This is a genomic window from Streptomyces sp. SDr-06, assembly GCF_003324565.1.
In the GTDB taxonomy this organism is placed as follows: Bacteria; Actinomycetota; Actinomycetes; order Streptomycetales; family Streptomycetaceae; genus Streptomyces.
Genome location: NZ_QOLA01000002.1, coordinates 539799 through 554801, shown reverse-complemented (window position 1 = coordinate 554801; position 15003 = coordinate 539799). Strand labels below are relative to the sequence as shown.

Genomic DNA, 15003 nt, shown 5'->3' with positions numbered 1-15003 from the left:
CTCACTTGAGGAAGTCCGGGACGTCCAGCTCCTCGGCCTGGCTGTCCGGGTACGGACGGGCCGTCGGGATGGCCGAGGGGGCCGGGGTCTCGTTGACCGGGGCCGGCTCGACCGGGGCGGGCGCCACCGGGGGCTCCTCGCGGGTGCTGACCGTGCCGAGTCCGCCGAGCGGCCGGGACACCTCGGCCGGACGCGAAGGCGTGGGCTCCTCGCGCTTGTTGGAGGTGGCGCCCAGCACGTTGTCCCGGCGGGCCGGCGGCTGTCCGCCGTCGAAGCCGGCCGCGATGACCGTGACGCGCACCTCGTCGCCGAGGGCGTCGTCGATGACCGCACCGAAGATGATGTTGGCCTCGGGGTGGGCGGCCTCGCTGACCAGCTGGGCCGCCTCGTTGATCTCGAAGAGGCCGAGGTCCGAGCCGCCAGAGATCGAGAGCAGCACCCCGCGGGCGCCGTCGATGGAGGCTTCAAGCAGCGGCGAGGAGATCGCCATCTCGGCGGCGGCCACCGCGCGGTCGTCGCCGCGTGCCGAGCCGATGCCCATGAGCGCCGAACCGGCCTCGGACATGACCGACTTGACGTCGGCGAAGTCGAGGTTGATGAGGCCCGGGGTGGTGATCAGGTCCGTGATGCCCTGGACACCGGAGAGCAGGACCTGGTCGGCCGACTTGAAGGCGTCCAGGACCGAGACCTGGCGGTCCGAGATGGACAGCAGCCGGTCGTTGGGAATGACGATGAGGGTGTCGACCTCTTCGCGGAGCTCGGCGATGCCGTCCTCCGCCTGGTTCGCCCGGCGCCGGCCCTCGAAGGTGAACGGGCGGGTGACCACACCGATCGTCAGGGCGCCGAGCGAGCGCGCGATGTTGGCGACGACGGGGGCGCCGCCGGTGCCGGTGCCGCCGCCCTCGCCGGCGGTGACGAAGACCATGTCGGCCCCCTTGAGGACCTCCTCGATCTCCTCACGGTGGTCCTCTGCCGCCTTGCGTCCGACTGCCGGGTTGGCTCCGGCCCCGAGGCCGCGGGTGAGTTCACGGCCGACGTCGAGCTTGACGTCGGCGTCGCTCATCAACAGTGCTTGCGCGTCCGTGTTGATCGCGATGAACTCGACGCCCTTGAGACCGACCTCGATCATTCGGTTGATGGCATTGACACCACCGCCGCCGACACCGATGACCTTGATGACTGCGAGGTAGTTCTGCGGTGCTGCCACGTCGAAGGCCTCTCGCCTCGAGTTACGGGTCGTCACTTCGCGGGTGGCGCAAGGTGACGACGAATGCCGATTGGGACGGTCCGTATCGCCGACCCGAACCCTAACGTTGAAGTTTAGGGTTACCAGTGTGTCTGTTCGCTGGACTCTTCCGAACAGGACACTAAGTCGACAAGTGGCGCACGTTCAACGAACACGCCGAACCTCCCGTTTTTCTTTTCACCCTATGTGATCACCCGTGTCGCTGACCAACCAGGGTGCTGGCCAGCGCATATGTCCGTCAACTACCCGATACCGCAGGGGCGGTGGGGGCGCTCACGTCGAAGCGGGTCGACTTCGGCCGGGCTTTCATCAGTGCACTGAGGGTACGTCCCTTCAGCTCACCGTCCTCATCGCTGCCCCACAGCACGCTCCGGCCCCCGGCCAACTCCAGCGTGACGGAGTCGTAGGAGGAAATCCGGACGGAACGGGTCTCCTTGGCGACGCCCGACGGGAGTTCACCCGTGATCCGGACCGCTTCGAGCACCAGCCGGTCGGTGCCGAAGCGGCGCTGACTCGGCGACTGCGAGGGGACCAATTCGAGCAGCGGAACGTCCTTCAACGGCTGCGGGATGGTGGCGAAACGCACACCCTTGGCGTCCACTTCGTCGAACTTCGCGCCGTTCTTCATGACCAGGGCCGGCTTGCGTTCGGTCACTTTCAGACCGATCCCGTGCGGCCATGAGCGAACGACCTCGACGGAGTCGATACGCGGCAGTTTCTGGCGCAATCGGGCCTCAATCCCGCCTGTGTCGACGGAAACCAGCGGAGATCCGATCGGCACCGCGGCGGCCGCCTCGACCTCACCGGGCGTCAGAACCTGGGTCCCGGTGGTCTTCACGTGCTCGACGCGGAGCCAGGTCGAGCCGTACAGCACCCAGATGACGCCGGCCCCGAGCAGGGCGGCGGCGACGCCGAGGACGATCAGGCCGCGCCCGCGGGGCAGCCGGAGGCGGCGGCCCGACCGGGGGCGGGGGCCGGGCCGGCCGGACTTCGCGGATTTCGCCGACCTGTCGGTCTGTCCGCCACCGCGCTGAGCGGTCGCCTGTCCGGCCACGGTCCCTGCCTTCCGTCCGTTGATCAGCGTCCTGCGACGGCCTCGTACACCATCTGCACGAGGAGTTGGTCGGCGTCGCGCCGTCCGAACTCGGCGGCGGAGCGCGACATCTCGTACAGCCGGTGCGGGTCGGCGAGCACCGGGAGGACGTTGCTCTGCACCCACTCGGGAGTGAGTTCGGCGTCGTCCACGAGGAGTCCGCCACCGGCCTTGACCACCGGCTGGGCGTTCAGCCGCTGTTCGCCGTTGCCGATCGGCAACGGTACGTAGGCGGCGGGCAGCCCGACGGCGGAGAGTTCGGCGACGGTCATCGCGCCCGCGCGGCAGAGCATCATGTCGGCCGCGGCGTACGCGAGATCCATCCGGTCCACGTACGGTACCGGGACATACGGGGGCATCCCGGGCATGTTGTCGACACGCGGCAGTTCGTTCTTCGGGCCGACCGCGTGCAGGATCTGGATTCCGGAGCGCTGGAGCACCGGCGCGATCTGCTGGATGACCTCGTTCAGGCGGCGGGCGCCCTGCGAGCCGCCGGAGACGAGCAGCGTCGGCAGCCCCGGGTCGAGCCCGAACGCGGCCCGCGCCTCGGGGCGGACCCGGGCCCGGTCGAGCGTCGCGATCGAGTAGCGCAGCGGGATGCCGATGTAGCGGGAGTTGCGCAGCTTGCTGTCCGGGGTGGCGACGGCCACCGAGGCCGCGTACCGCGAACCGATCTTGTTGGCGAGGCCGGGGCGGGCGTTGGCCTCGTGGACCACGATCGGCACCCCGAGCCGCTTGGCGGCCAGGTAGCCGGGCAGCGCCACGTAGCCGCCGAAGCCGACGACGCAGTCCGCCTTGGTGCGCTCCAGGATCTGCTCGGCGGCCTTGATCGTGCCGCGCAGCCGCCCGGGGACGGTGATCAGCTCGGGGGTGGGCCTGCGGGGCAGGGGGACGGCCGGGATGAGCGCGAGCTCGTAACCGCGCTCGGGCACGAGCCGGGTCTCCAGGCCCTTCTCCGTGCCGAGTGCCGTGATCCCCACGGTGGGGTCCTGCCTGCGCAGGGCATCCGCGAGGGCGAGCGCGGGCTCGATGTGGCCGGCGGTCCCCCCACCGGCGAGTACGACATGCACCGAAATTCACCGCTCTCCGGACGGACGCTTCTTGACGCGCCGTCTCATCGACTTCCAACTCACCCGAGGCTGCCGCATGGCAAGCGCCGCCCGCGCCGCGGGGTCGTCCCGCGCGAACGCGATCAGGAGCCCCACGGCGAACATGGTCGGCAGCAGCGCGGACCCTCCGTAGGAGAACAGCGGGAGCGGGACACCGGCGATCGGCAGCAGGCCGAGCACCGCACCGATGTTGATCACGGCCTGGGCCACGATCCAGGTGGTCACACCTCCCGCGGCGTACCTCACGAAGGGGTCCTCCGTGCGTCCGGCCACGCGGATACCCGCATAGCCTAGAGCCGCGAAGAGGGCGACGACCGACAGCGTCCCCGCCAGACCCAGTTCCTCGCCGGTGACGGCGAAGATGAAGTCGGTGTGCGGCTCGGGGAGTTGACCCCATTTCTCCACACTCGCACCCAGGCCGGATCCGAACCATCCGCCCGAGGCGAGCGCGTAGATTCCGTGCACGGCCTGCCAGCACTGGTCCTGCGGCCCCGGGTCGGTGGCGCCGATGCAGTTCAGCCGGCCCATCCGGTGCGGGCTGATCTTGATGAAGAGGGCGGCGAGCGTGCCCGCGATCGCGAGGACGCCCGCGAAGAGCCGGGTGGGGGCGCCGGCCAGCCAGAGCAGCCCGAACAGGATCGCGGTCAGGATGATCGTCGTGCCCATGTCGCCGCCGAGCATGATGAGCCCGAGCAGCAGGAAGGCCACCGGGACGAGCGGCACCAGCATGTGCTTCCACTCGGTCAGGAGCCGCTTGTCCTGTTTGCGCGCCAGCAGGTCGGCGCCCCACAGGAGCAGCGCCAGCTTGGCGAACTCGCTGGGCTGGAGCTGGAAGGGACCGCCCAGGTAGATCCAGTTCTGGTTGCCGTTGACCGATTTCCCTATCCCGGGGACCTGCACCAGGACCAGCAGGAAGACCGTGCCGGCCAGTATCGGGTAGGCGAGCGCCCGGTGGAGTTTGGCGGGCATCCGGGCCGCCGCGACCATCAGCCCGCCCCCGATGAGGGCCGCGAGGAACTGCTTGCGGAAGAAGTACGAGCCCGGCAGCGACAGTTCGAGGGCCTTGATCATCGAGGCGGAGTAGACCATCACCAGGCCCAGCACGGTGATGAGCAGGGCGCTGCCGAGGATCAGGTAGTACGCCGTGAGCGGGCGGTCCCAGGCCTTTCTGGCCTGCTCGACCAGGCGTCTGGGGCCGCGCGGTCCGGGCCGCCGCGGTGTGCCGGTGCCGCCGCGGACGGCCGGGCGCCGCACGGGCCCGGCGGTACGGCTGCGCAGGAGGAGACCGGCGCGTGCGGGCAGCCCGCGCGCGCCGCTCCCGGAGCCGCCCAGTGCATCGGCCGCCATGTGTGGTGTCCCCTCCAGTCGTGCCCGGCGCCGCCGGTCCGTGGAACGGGTGGTCCGGCTAGGCGCGCCCTGCGGCGAGCTCGCGGACCGCTTCCGCGAAGGCCTCGCCGCGCTTGTTGTAGTTCGCGAACATGTCCATCGAGGCGCAGGCCGGGGCCAACAGGACGGTGTCCCCCGGCCGGGCGAGCCCCGCCGCCTCGCGGACCGCCGCCGACATCGCCCCAGTGTCGGTCCGGTCGAGGTCCACCACCGGGACCTCGGGCGCGTGTCGCGCCAGGGCTTCGGCGATCAGGTGCCGCTCGGCGCCGATCAGGACGACCCCGCGCAGCCGCTTCGCCGACCGCTGCACCAGTTCGTCGAAGGAGGCGCCCTTGGCCAGTCCGCCGGCGATCCAGACGATCGGGTCGTACGCCGCGAGCGAGGCCTCGGCGGCGTGCGTGTTGGTGGCCTTGGAGTCGTCCACGTAGGCGACGGAGGCGACGTCCGCGACGTGCTCGATGCGGTGCGCGTCGGGCCGGAACGCCTTGAGCCCGTCGCGTACGGCCTTGGGCTCGACACCGAAGGCGCGGGCCAGGGCCGCCGCCGCGAGCGCGTTGGCGATGTTGTGCGGGGCCGGCGGGAAGACGTCGGAGACCTCGGCGAGCTCCTGGGCGTTCTTCTGCCGGTTCTGCACGAAGGCCCGGTCGACGAGGATGCCGTCGACCACGCCGAGCTGGGAGGGGCCCGGGGTGCCCAGGGTGAAGCCGATCGCCCGGCAGCCCTCCTCCACGTCGGCCTCGCGCACCAGGTGCTCGGTCGCCTTGTCCTCGGCGTTGTAGACACAGGCGACGGTGTTGCCCTCGTAGACGCGGCCCTTGTCGGCGGCGTACGCCTCCATGGAGCCGTGCCAGTCGAGGTGGTCCGGCGCCAGATTGAGCACGGCGGCCGAGTGGGCGCGCAGCGAGGGCGCCCAGTGCAGCTGGTAGCTGGAGAGCTCCACGGCGAGCACGTCGTAGGTCTCGTCGCCGAGCACCACGTCGATGATCGGGGTACCGATGTTGCCGACGGCGGTGGTCCGCAGGCCCGCCGCGCTCAGGATCGAGGCGAGCATCCGGGTCGTGGTGGTCTTGCCGTTGGTGCCGGTGATCGCGAGCCAGGGCGCGGCGTCGGGGCCGCGCAGCCGCCAGGCGATCTCGACGTCGCCCACCACGTCCACGCCCGCCGCGGCGGCGGCCGCGAACAGCGGCGAGGAGGGCTGCCAGCCGGGCGAGGTGACGACGAGTCCGGTGCCCGCGGGGAGCGTCTCGGCGTCCCCGAGCCGGACCCGGATGTCCTCCCGCTCCAGCTCGGCCGCCCGCGCGCGGTGCTGGTCCGAGTCGCCGCCGTCCACGACCGTCACCTCGGCGCCGAGGCCGGCCAGGGCGCGGGCGGCGCTGACGCCGCTCACGCCGAGACCGGCGACGGTGACCTTCATGCCCTGCCAGCTCACTTGTCGGCTGCCCATCCCGCGTAGAAGAGTCCGAGACCCACGATCACGCACATGCCCTGGATGATCCAGAACCGGACCACGACAAGGACTTCGGACCACCCCTTGAGTTCGAAGTGGTGCTGGAGCGGCGCCATCCGGAAGACCCGCTTGCCGGTCATCTTGAACGAGCCGACCTGGATGACCACGGACATCGTGATCAGCACGAAGAGGCCGCCGAGCAGGGCGATCAGGAACTCCGTGCGGGAGCAGATCGCCAGGCCCGCGAGCGCGCCGCCGAGGGCGAGCGATCCGGTGTCGCCCATGAAGATCTTGGCGGGCGAGGTGTTCCACCACAGGAAGCCGAAGCAGGAGCCCATCAGGGCGGAGGCGACGACCGCGAGGTCGAGCGGGTCGCGCACCTCGAAGCAGGCGTTGGGGTTGGTCAGGGTCTGCGCGTTGGCGCAGGACTCCTGGAACTGCCAGAGCCCGATGAAGGTGTAGGCGCCGAAGACCATCACGGACGCGCCGGTGGCCAGGCCGTCCAGACCGTCCGTCAGGTTCACGCCGTTCGACATCGCCAGGATCATGAACAGCGCCCACACCACGAAGATGACGGGGCCGATCGACCAGCCGAAGTCGTTGATGAACGACAGCTTGGTGGAGGCCGGGGTGTTGCCCCGGGCGTCCGCGAACTGGAGGGCGAGCACCGCGAAGGCGATGCCCACGATCAGCTGTCCGGCCATCTTCGCCTTGGCCCGCAGGCCCAGCGAGCGCTGCTTGACGATCTTGATGTAGTCGTCGAGGAAGCCGACCATGCCCATGCCGGCGGTCAGGAAGAGCACGAGCAGGCCCGAGAACGTCGGGTCCTCGCTGGTGATCACCTTGGTCAGGGCGTACGCGATCAGCGTGGCCAGGATGAAGGCGATGCCACCCATGGTGGGTGTGCCCTTCTTCCCGGCGTGGCCGCGCGGACCGTCGTCCCGGATGAACTGGCCGTAGCCCTTGCGGGCGAGCAGCTTGATGAGCAGCGGGGTGCCGACCAGGGTCAGGAACAGACCGATGGCTCCCGCGAAGAGGATCTGCCTCATCGGGCGGTGACCTCACCCTCGACGGCGCCATCGAGCAGCGCCAGTGCCACCCGCTCCAGGCCGATCGACCTGGACGCCTTCACCAGCACGACGTCTCCCGGCCGCAGTTCACTGCGCAGCAGGTCGACGGCCGCCTGTGCGTCGGACACGTGCACCGACTCCTCACCCCACGAACCCTCGTTATATGCGCCCAGTTGCAGCCAGGACGCTTCCCGGCCCCCGACTGCCACGAGCTTGCTGACGTTGAGTCGGACGGCGAGCCGTCCGACCGCGTCGTGCTCGGCGAGCGACTCGTCGCCGAGCTCGGCCATCGGACCGAGCACCGCCCACGTGCGTCCCCCCTCGGCCCGTGAGGCTTCTCCCATGGCCACGAGCGCGCGCAGGGCGGCTCGCATGGATTCGGGGTTCGCGTTGTAGGCGTCGTTGACGATCGTCACACCGTCCGGACGCTCGGTGACCTCCATACGCCAGCGGGAGAGGGTGCCCGCCTCGGAGAGCGCGCGGGCGATCTCGTCTGCGGACATGCCCAGCTCATGGGCGACGGCGGCCGCGGCGAGCGCGTTCGACACGTGGTGCTCACCGTACAGGCGCAACGTCACGTCGCCGCACCCGGAGGGTGTGTGAAGGCTGAAGGAGGGCTGTCCGGCCGCTGTGAGCCGGACATTCTCGGCCCGTACGTCCGCGTCCTCGGCCTCGCCGAACAGCAGCACGCGCGCCTTGGTGCGCGACGCCATGGCCCGCACCAGCGGGTCGTCCGCGTTCAGGACGGCGCAGCCGTTGTCCGGCAGGCCCTCCACCAACTCGCCCTTGGCCAGGGCGATCTGGTCGCGGCCGCCGAACTCGCCGATGTGGGCGGTCCCGACGTTGAGGACGAGACCGATCCTCGGCGGGGTCAGCCCCGTGAGGTAGCGGATGTGGCCGATTCCGCGCGCGCCCATCTCCAGGACCAGGTGCCTGGTGTCCGCGGTGGCGGTGAGCGCGGTCAGCGGCAGGCCGATCTCGTTGTTGAGCGAGCCCGGCGTGAACACCGTCGGCGCGTGGCGCTGGAGCACCTGCGCGATCAGGTCCTTGGTGGACGTCTTGCCCGACGAGCCGGTGAGCGCGACGACTTCGGTGCCCAGACGGCGTACGACGTCGCGGGCGAGCGCGCCGAGGGCGGCCTGCACGTCGTCGACGACGATCGCGGGCACGCCGACCGGACGGGCCGCGAGGACCGCCGCGGCGCCCGCCTCGAAGGCGCGCCGCGCGTAGTCGTGGCCGTCGACGCGTTCACCGGCGAAGGCCACGAAGAGCGAACCGGGCGCCACCTGGCGGGAATCGATGACGACGGGGCCGCTGACCGTGACGGACGGATCCGGTATGTCGTGCGGCTGCCCGCCGACGATTTCGGCGATCTCGGCTAGGGAGAGGGCGATCACTACTTCATCCCTGACTTTTCTGGATGGCGGCGCGGAGCACCAGAACGTCGTCGAAGGGGCGGACCACTCCGTGGATGTCCTGGCCCTGTTCATGGCCCTTGCCCGCGACGAGCACGGTGTCGCCGGGTTCGGCGCGGGCGACGGCCGATGCGATGGCGGCGGCCCGGTCCTCGAAGACCTGGACCTCGCCCCGCTCGTGCGCGGGCACCTCGGCGGCGCCCGCCAGCATCGCGGCGAGGATCGCGAGGGGGTCCTCGGAGCGCGGGTTGTCGGAGGTCAGCACGGCGGTGTCGGCGAGCCGGGCCGCGGCGGCGCCCATCGGGCCCCGCTTGGTCCGGTCGCGGTCGCCGCCGCAGCCGAGCACGATGTGCAGCTTGCCCTCGGTGACCTTGCGCAGCGAGCGCAGCACCGACTCGACGGCGTCCGTCTTGTGGGCGTAGTCGACTACGGCGAGGTAGGGCTGGCCCGCGTCCACGCGCTCCAGACGGCCGGGCACGCCGGGTACGGCGGCCACTCCGTCGGCGGCGGTCTGCGGGTCGAGGCCGGCGACGGCGAGCGCGACGATGGCGGCGAGGGTGTTCGCCACGTTGAACGGGCCCGGCAGCGGGGCGGTGGCCGAGACGCGCTCGCCGCCGGGTCCCACGACGGTGAAGGTGCTGCTGTCCTGGCGCACCCGTACGTCCTCGGCCCGCCAGTCGGCGTCAGGGTGGCCCTCGGCGGAGAACGTGGTGATGTCGATCCCCGCCTCCTTCACGAGCCTGCGGCCGTACTCGTCGTCGAAGTTGACGACGCCCCGCTTGGCCCGCTGGGGGGTGAACAGCCGCGCCTTGGCCCGGAAGTAGTCCTCCATGTCGGAGTGGAACTCCATGTGTTCCGGGCTGAGGTTGTTGAAGACGGCGACGTCGAAGACGCATCCGTCGACCCGGCCGAGCACGAGGGCGTGGCTGGAGACCTCCATGGCGACCGCGTCGACGCCGCGTTCGCGCATGACCGCGAACAGGGCCTGGAGGTCGGTGGCTTCGGGGGTGGTGCGCTCCGACTTGATGCGCTCGTCGCCGATCCGCATCTCGACCGTGCCGATCAGGCCGGTCGCGTGTCCGGCGCCGCGCAGGCCGCCCTCGACGAGGTAGGCGGTGGTGGTCTTGCCGGAGGTTCCGGTGATGCCGAGCTGGAGGAGCTCGCGCCCGGGGTGTCCGTAGATCTCGGCGGCGAGCTCGCCCATCCGGCCGCGCGGGTCGCCCGCGACCAGGACCGGGAGGCCGGTCGCGGCGGCACGCTCGCGGCCCCCCGGGTCGGTGAGGATCGCGACGGCTCCCAGGCTCGCGGCCTGGGCGGCGAAGTCGGCGCCGTGCGTGTTGGCGCCCGGCAGCGCGGCGTACAGGTCCCCTGGGCGTACCGCCCGGGAGTCGTGCGTGATGCCGGTGACCTCTCCCGATCCGGGGTTGTTCGTCCCCAGTCGCTCGGCCAGCTCGCCGAGCGAGGTCGGACGGGCCTGTTCCGGTCGGGGCGCTCCCGGCTGTTTCGCGGGGACGTCCTGCTGGGCGGTTCGGTACTGATCAGCGTGTGGCACGGCGGTGAGCGTACCGGGCGCACCCGCCGGGTCGCCAAAAGAGGGGGGCACGGCGTGCTGGTTCCCGTCCTGGTTCCCAGGGCCCTGGGTGATGGTTGTCACTGAGGCTTCCGGATTCAGTCGTTGCCGCCGAAGGTGACGGGCAGGTTGGGGGGCTGGGCTCCGGTGGGCGGGATCTGCAGGGTCTTGAGGGCGAACTCCATGACCTGCTTGTAGATGGGTCCGCAGATCTGGCCGCCGAAGTAGCTGCCCTTGGTGGGGTTCTGGATGGCGCAGTAGACGGTGATTTTGGGGTTGTCGGCGGGGGCGAAGCCCGCGAAGGACGCGGTGTAGCCGCGGTAGGTGCCGGTCTTGGGGTCGACGCGGTTGGCGGTGCCGGTCTTGCCCGCGACCCGGTAGCCGGGGATCGCGGCCTTGGTTCCGGTGCCCTCGGCGTCGCCGACGACCGATTCGAGCATCTGGGCCAGCGTCTTGGCGGTCTTCTCGCTGACCACCCGGGTCTGCTTGGGCGCGGGCGCCGGAGTGAACCGCCCGTCCGGGCCCTTGGTGCCGCGCACCAGGGTCGGCTCGACGCGTACGCCGCCGTTGGCGATCGTCGAGTACACCGAGGCGGCCTGCATGGCGTTGAGCGAGAGGCCCTGGCCGAAACGGACCGTGTACTGCTGCGAGGTCGACCACTTGCTCGCCGGGGCCAGGATGCCCGGGGTCTCACCGGGGAAGCCGAGGCCGCTGGGCGAGCCGATGCCGAACTTGCGCAGGTAGGAGTACAGGACGCTGTCGGCCTGGGCGTCGGTCTTGCCCAGCTGCTCCACGGCGAGGATGGTGCCGATGTTGCTGGACTTGGCGAGCACGCCGTTGAGCGTCAGGTTCCAGGTGGGGTGGTCGATGTCGTCCTTGAAGAGCCGGTCGGCGCGCTGGAGGCGGTTGGGCACCACCACATGGGTGTCGGGCGTGGCGACGCCCTCCTCCAGGACCGCGGCCATGGACATGACCTTGGCGGTGGATCCCGGCTCGAAGGCGTCCTGGAGCGCGGCGTTGCCCATCGCGGCCGCGTTCGCCTGGGCGATGTTGTTGGGGTCGAAGCCGGGCGCGTTCGCCATGGCCAGGACCTCGCCGGTGTCGGACCGCTGCACTATGACGTAGCCCCGGTCGGCGCCGGACGCGGCGACCTGGTCGGAGATCGCCTTCTGCGCCATCCACTGGATGTCCCGGTCGATGGTCAGCTCGACGTCGGAGCCGGGCACGGCCGGGGTCTCGTGGGTGCCGGCGGTGGGGACCCGGCGGCCGCCGGACTGGGCGTAGGAGATCTTGCCGTCGGTGCCGGCCAGCTCCTTGTTCAGGGACGACTCGAGGCCGCCGCCGCCCTTGCCCTCGGCGTTGACGTAGCCCAGTATCCCGGCGGCCAGATCGCCGTTGGGGTACACGCGCTTGGTGCTGGACTCGTTGAGGACACCGGCCAGCACGTTGGCGCCGGGGCCGCCCTTGGCCCGGTCGGCGGCCGCCTTCTCGCCCAGGACCTTCTTGAGGTCCTTGATCTGGTTCCAGACCTGCGGGGTCTGCCTGCGGGCGAGCACCACATAGCGAGTCTTGGGGGTCTTGAGCTTCTTGGCGAGCTCCGTCTGGTCCTTGCCGATCAGCGGCGCGAGCAGCGCGGCCGCCTGCTCGGCGGCGTCCGGGATCTTCGTCGCGTCGGGCGTGAACAGCGTGGGGTCGGCGGTGATGTCGTACGCGTCGACGCTGGTGGCGAGCGCGACGCCGGCCCGGTCGGTGATCCGGCCGCGCTCGGCGGGCAGCGCGTAGCTGGCGTACCGGTTCTTGTCGGCCTTGGCGGCGTACGCGCTGGCGTCGACGGCCTGCACCTGGAGCAGCCGTACGACGAAGGCCAGCATGACCAGGGTGAGCCCGAGGCTGACCAGGCGCAGCCGGGGCCGAGGGCTGCCGAGCCTGAGCTTCTTGGCGGCCGCGGGGCGGCGGGCCGGCGGACGGGAGCGCGCGGGCGGGGGCACCCGGCGGCGCGGGGGTTCCTTGGGGCTCACTGCGTCACCTGCCGGGGGTCGGGGAGGTCTTCGCGGGCTGCCGGGGCCTGGCGGCCGGGGTGTGGTGCTTGGGGCGCTGGGCGGCCTGGCCCTGGGCCGCGGGCAGCGGCGCGGGCTCGGCGGCCTCCGCCGGGGAGGGGTCGCCCGCGGTCGCGGGGACGCCCTTGACGGTGCCGTCGGGGTTGAGGAAGACGGGGTTGCCGCCCGGGACCATGCCGAGGTCGCCTGCCCGGCGGGACAGCGCGTCGGGGGCGGACAGGTCGTCGACGTCCCGCTGCAGCGCCTGTTGCTCGTCGGTGCGTTCGGTGGTCTGTTTGCGGTACTCGCTGAGCTTGAACGAGCCGGCGTTCAGCGCCGAGTTCAGCACCAGGAGGGCGATGAGACCGCCCCCGAGGAGGGTGACGACAAGGAGCACGAACGGTGTGCGGGCGGCGCTGTTCGGTCCCTGCGAGGGCATCAGCCTGCCGAGCCGCGCGGCCGTGCCGCGCAGCTGCCTGGCCGGTTTGCTCACACGTCCTCCCTGATCCGCTGGACCCCCCGGAGCCGGGCGGGGGCCGCGCGCCGGTTCTCGGCGACCTCCTCCTCCGTGGGGAGTTCGGCACCGCGGGTCAGGAGCTTGAGCCGCGGCTGGTAGCGCTCGGGCACCACCGGAAGCCCGGGCGGGGCGGTGTTGGCGGCGCCGGCCGCGAACACCTGCTTGACGATCCGGTCCTCCAGGGACTGGTAGGAGAGCACCGCGACCCGGCCGCCCACCGCGATGGCCTCGACGGCCGCGGGGATCGCCCGCTCCACGCTGGCGAGTTCGCCGTTGACCTCGATGCGCAGGGCCTGGAAGGTGCGCTTGGAGGGGTTGCCGCCGGTGCGCTTGGCGGCCTGCGGCAGCGAGTCGCGGATCAGCTCGACGAGCCGGGCGCTGTTGCTGAACGGCTCCTTCTCGCGCTCGCGCACGATCGCCGAGACGATCCGCTTGGCCTGCTTCTCCTCGCCGTACGCCCGCAGGATCCGCACGAGTTCACCGGCCGGGTAGGTGTTGAGCACCTCGGCGGCGCTCATGCCGGTCGACTGGTCCATGCGCATGTCCAGGGGCGCGTCCTGGGCGTAGGCGAAGCCGCGGTCGGCCTCGTCGAGCTGCATGGAGGAGACGCCGAGGTCGAACAGGACGCCCTGGACGCGGGGGGTGCCGAGACGTTCCAGCACGTCGGGCAGCTCGTCGTAGACGGCGTGCACCAGGGTGGCGCGCTCCCCGAAGGGGGCGAGGCGCTCGCCGGACAGGCGCAGCGCCTCCTTGTCGCGGTCGAGCCCGATCAGGCGCGCCTCGGGGAACCGGGTCAGGAGGGCCTCGCTGTGGCCGCCGAGGCCGAGGGTGCAGTCGACGACGACCGCACCCGGCTGGGTCAGGGCCGGGGCCAACATGTCCAAGCATCGCTGGAGCATCACCGGGACGTGTCGCTGGCTCAAAGCCGCCCTTTCAAAGGATCCGGCGCAGCGTCGCGCGTACGTGCCGGGTCCCCGCTCCCCCCGGTGCTCCCCCGGTGGAGGGGGACGAACGGCTGGCGCCGGGGAAGGGGCGTCAGCCGACCGGTGGGCGGGAGGGGGCCGAGCCGTACGTGCGCCGCGCACGCGGGTAAACGTAGGTCCGGGAGGTTGCGATCTCCCGGAAGCTGGGGGTTTCGTCAGCGGGAAGACCAGGTGTCACGCCTCCCACTTCGCGCCACTTTAGTCCACTCGTCCTTCGGGTCAATCAACCCTCCAGCGCGCCGCCGAGCACTTTTTTCACTCGTTCGGGTGAGTGGCCGTGAGGCCTGTGGGTTACCTCACAGGCGCCCGAGTTGACGGTCTTTTTCCGGCCCCATGAGAAGACTGGACGATCAGCGGCGGCTACCGTCGTATACATGTCGACTCCTGCGCACATACCGGCAGAGCCTCCGGCCCGGCGTCCGCACCTGACCGTCCGGTCCGGAGGGACGGTGGCCGGAGGCACGGTGACGGACCGGCTGGTCGAGGCGAACCGTCGCTACGCCTCGGCCTTCGAGGACCCCGGCATGGACGCCCGTCCGGTCCTGCACGTCGCCGTGGTGGCCTGCATGGACGCGCGGCTGGACCTGCACGCGGCTCTCGGTCTGGAACTCGGCGACTGCCACACCATCCGCAACGCGGGCGGCGTGGTCACCGACGACGTGATCCGCTCCCTCACCATCAGCCAGCGCGCGCTCGGCACCACCAGCGTCATGCTGGTGCACCACACCGGCTGCGGCATGGAGACGCTGACCGAGGACTTCCGGCACACGCTGGAGGACGAGGTGGGGCAGCGTCCGGCCTGGGCCGTGGAGGCCTTCCGCGACGCCGACCAGGACGTGCGCCAGTCGATGCAGCGCGTGCGGACCTCGCCGTTCCTGCTGCACACCGAGGACGTCCGCGGGTTCGTCTTCGACGTGACGACGGGGCTGCTGCGGGAGATCGACCCGGCGGCCTGAGCATCGCAGGAACGGAAATAGGGGGACAACTTCCAATGAATCCCCCTCAGTTGTCCACAGGCGAGTGACACGACGCGGCAACGGCAACAAGAATGCGGATGTGACACCGGTCCGAACCGTTCGGGCGCGCTGTCCGTATTGCAGGTGGGCCGGGCCGTTCGCAGTGCGTCGGCCC

General features: G+C 71.1%; 12 protein-coding genes. 1 reads left to right on the top strand and 11 read right to left on the bottom strand.

Going from position 1 to position 15003, the window contains the following annotated elements:
- Position 1: 1 nt before the first annotated feature.
- The 11 genes from ftsZ to rsmH form a co-directional block, all read right to left on the bottom strand.
- The gene (ftsZ, locus tag DT019_RS06855; protein WP_114035724.1) at positions 2-1207 is read right to left on the bottom strand and encodes a cell division protein FtsZ; all 1206 of its coding nucleotides are present in this window, start codon (positions 1205-1207) and stop codon (positions 2-4) included.
- Between the two features lie 277 nt (positions 1208-1484).
- Positions 1485-2300 (bottom strand): cell division protein FtsQ/DivIB, encoded by an 816-nt coding sequence (locus DT019_RS06850; protein ID WP_114035723.1) that lies wholly within the window; start codon positions 2298-2300, stop codon positions 1485-1487.
- 23 nt (positions 2301-2323) lie between these two features.
- Positions 2324-3409 (bottom strand): undecaprenyldiphospho-muramoylpentapeptide beta-N-acetylglucosaminyltransferase, encoded by a 1086-nt coding sequence (gene murG / locus DT019_RS06845; protein WP_114035722.1) that lies wholly within the window; start codon positions 3407-3409, stop codon positions 2324-2326.
- Positions 3410-3415: 6 nt separating this feature from the next.
- Complete coding sequence (gene ftsW / locus DT019_RS06840; RefSeq protein WP_114035721.1) at positions 3416-4795, bottom strand: putative lipid II flippase FtsW; 1380 nt, start codon at positions 4793-4795, stop codon at positions 3416-3418.
- Between the two features lie 58 nt (positions 4796-4853).
- Positions 4854-6278 (bottom strand): UDP-N-acetylmuramoyl-L-alanine--D-glutamate ligase, encoded by a 1425-nt coding sequence (murD, locus tag DT019_RS06835; RefSeq protein ID WP_114035720.1) that lies wholly within the window; start codon positions 6276-6278, stop codon positions 4854-4856.
- Positions 6260-7330 (bottom strand): phospho-N-acetylmuramoyl-pentapeptide-transferase, encoded by a 1071-nt coding sequence (gene mraY, locus DT019_RS06830; protein WP_114035719.1) that lies wholly within the window; start codon positions 7328-7330, stop codon positions 6260-6262. The genes murD and mraY overlap by 19 nt, the downstream gene beginning before the upstream one ends.
- Positions 7327-8748 carry a UDP-N-acetylmuramoyl-tripeptide--D-alanyl-D-alanine ligase gene (locus DT019_RS06825; RefSeq protein WP_114035718.1) on the bottom strand — a complete coding sequence of 474 codons (1422 nt, stop codon included), beginning with the start codon at positions 8746-8748 and terminating at the stop codon, positions 7327-7329. Before DT019_RS06825 ends, mraY begins: the two co-directional genes overlap by 4 nt.
- Positions 8749-8752: 4 nt before the next feature.
- Positions 8753-10420: a UDP-N-acetylmuramoyl-L-alanyl-D-glutamate--2,6-diaminopimelate ligase gene (locus tag DT019_RS06820; RefSeq protein WP_114035717.1), complete on the bottom strand. Its 1668-nt coding sequence runs from the start codon at positions 10418-10420 to the stop codon at positions 8753-8755.
- A gap of 14 nt (positions 10421-10434) precedes the next feature.
- On the bottom strand, positions 10435-12354 hold the full coding sequence (locus DT019_RS06815) for a peptidoglycan D,D-transpeptidase FtsI family protein (protein WP_114035716.1): 1920 nt from the start codon (positions 12352-12354) through the stop codon (positions 10435-10437).
- Between the two features lie 4 nt (positions 12355-12358).
- Positions 12359-12865: a septum formation initiator gene (locus DT019_RS06810; RefSeq protein ID WP_223279331.1), complete on the bottom strand. Its 507-nt coding sequence runs from the start codon at positions 12863-12865 to the stop codon at positions 12359-12361.
- Positions 12862-13812 carry a 16S rRNA (cytosine(1402)-N(4))-methyltransferase RsmH gene (gene rsmH, locus DT019_RS06805; RefSeq protein WP_114035715.1) on the bottom strand — a complete coding sequence of 317 codons (951 nt, stop codon included), beginning with the start codon at positions 13810-13812 and terminating at the stop codon, positions 12862-12864. Before rsmH ends, DT019_RS06810 begins: the two co-directional genes overlap by 4 nt.
- Positions 13813-14246: 434 nt before the next feature.
- On the opposite strand from rsmH, the gene DT019_RS06800 reads away from it, so the two are divergent.
- The gene (locus tag DT019_RS06800; protein WP_223279330.1) at positions 14247-14828 is read left to right on the top strand and encodes a beta-class carbonic anhydrase; all 582 of its coding nucleotides are present in this window, start codon (positions 14247-14249) and stop codon (positions 14826-14828) included.
- Positions 14829-15003 lie beyond the last annotated feature (175 nt).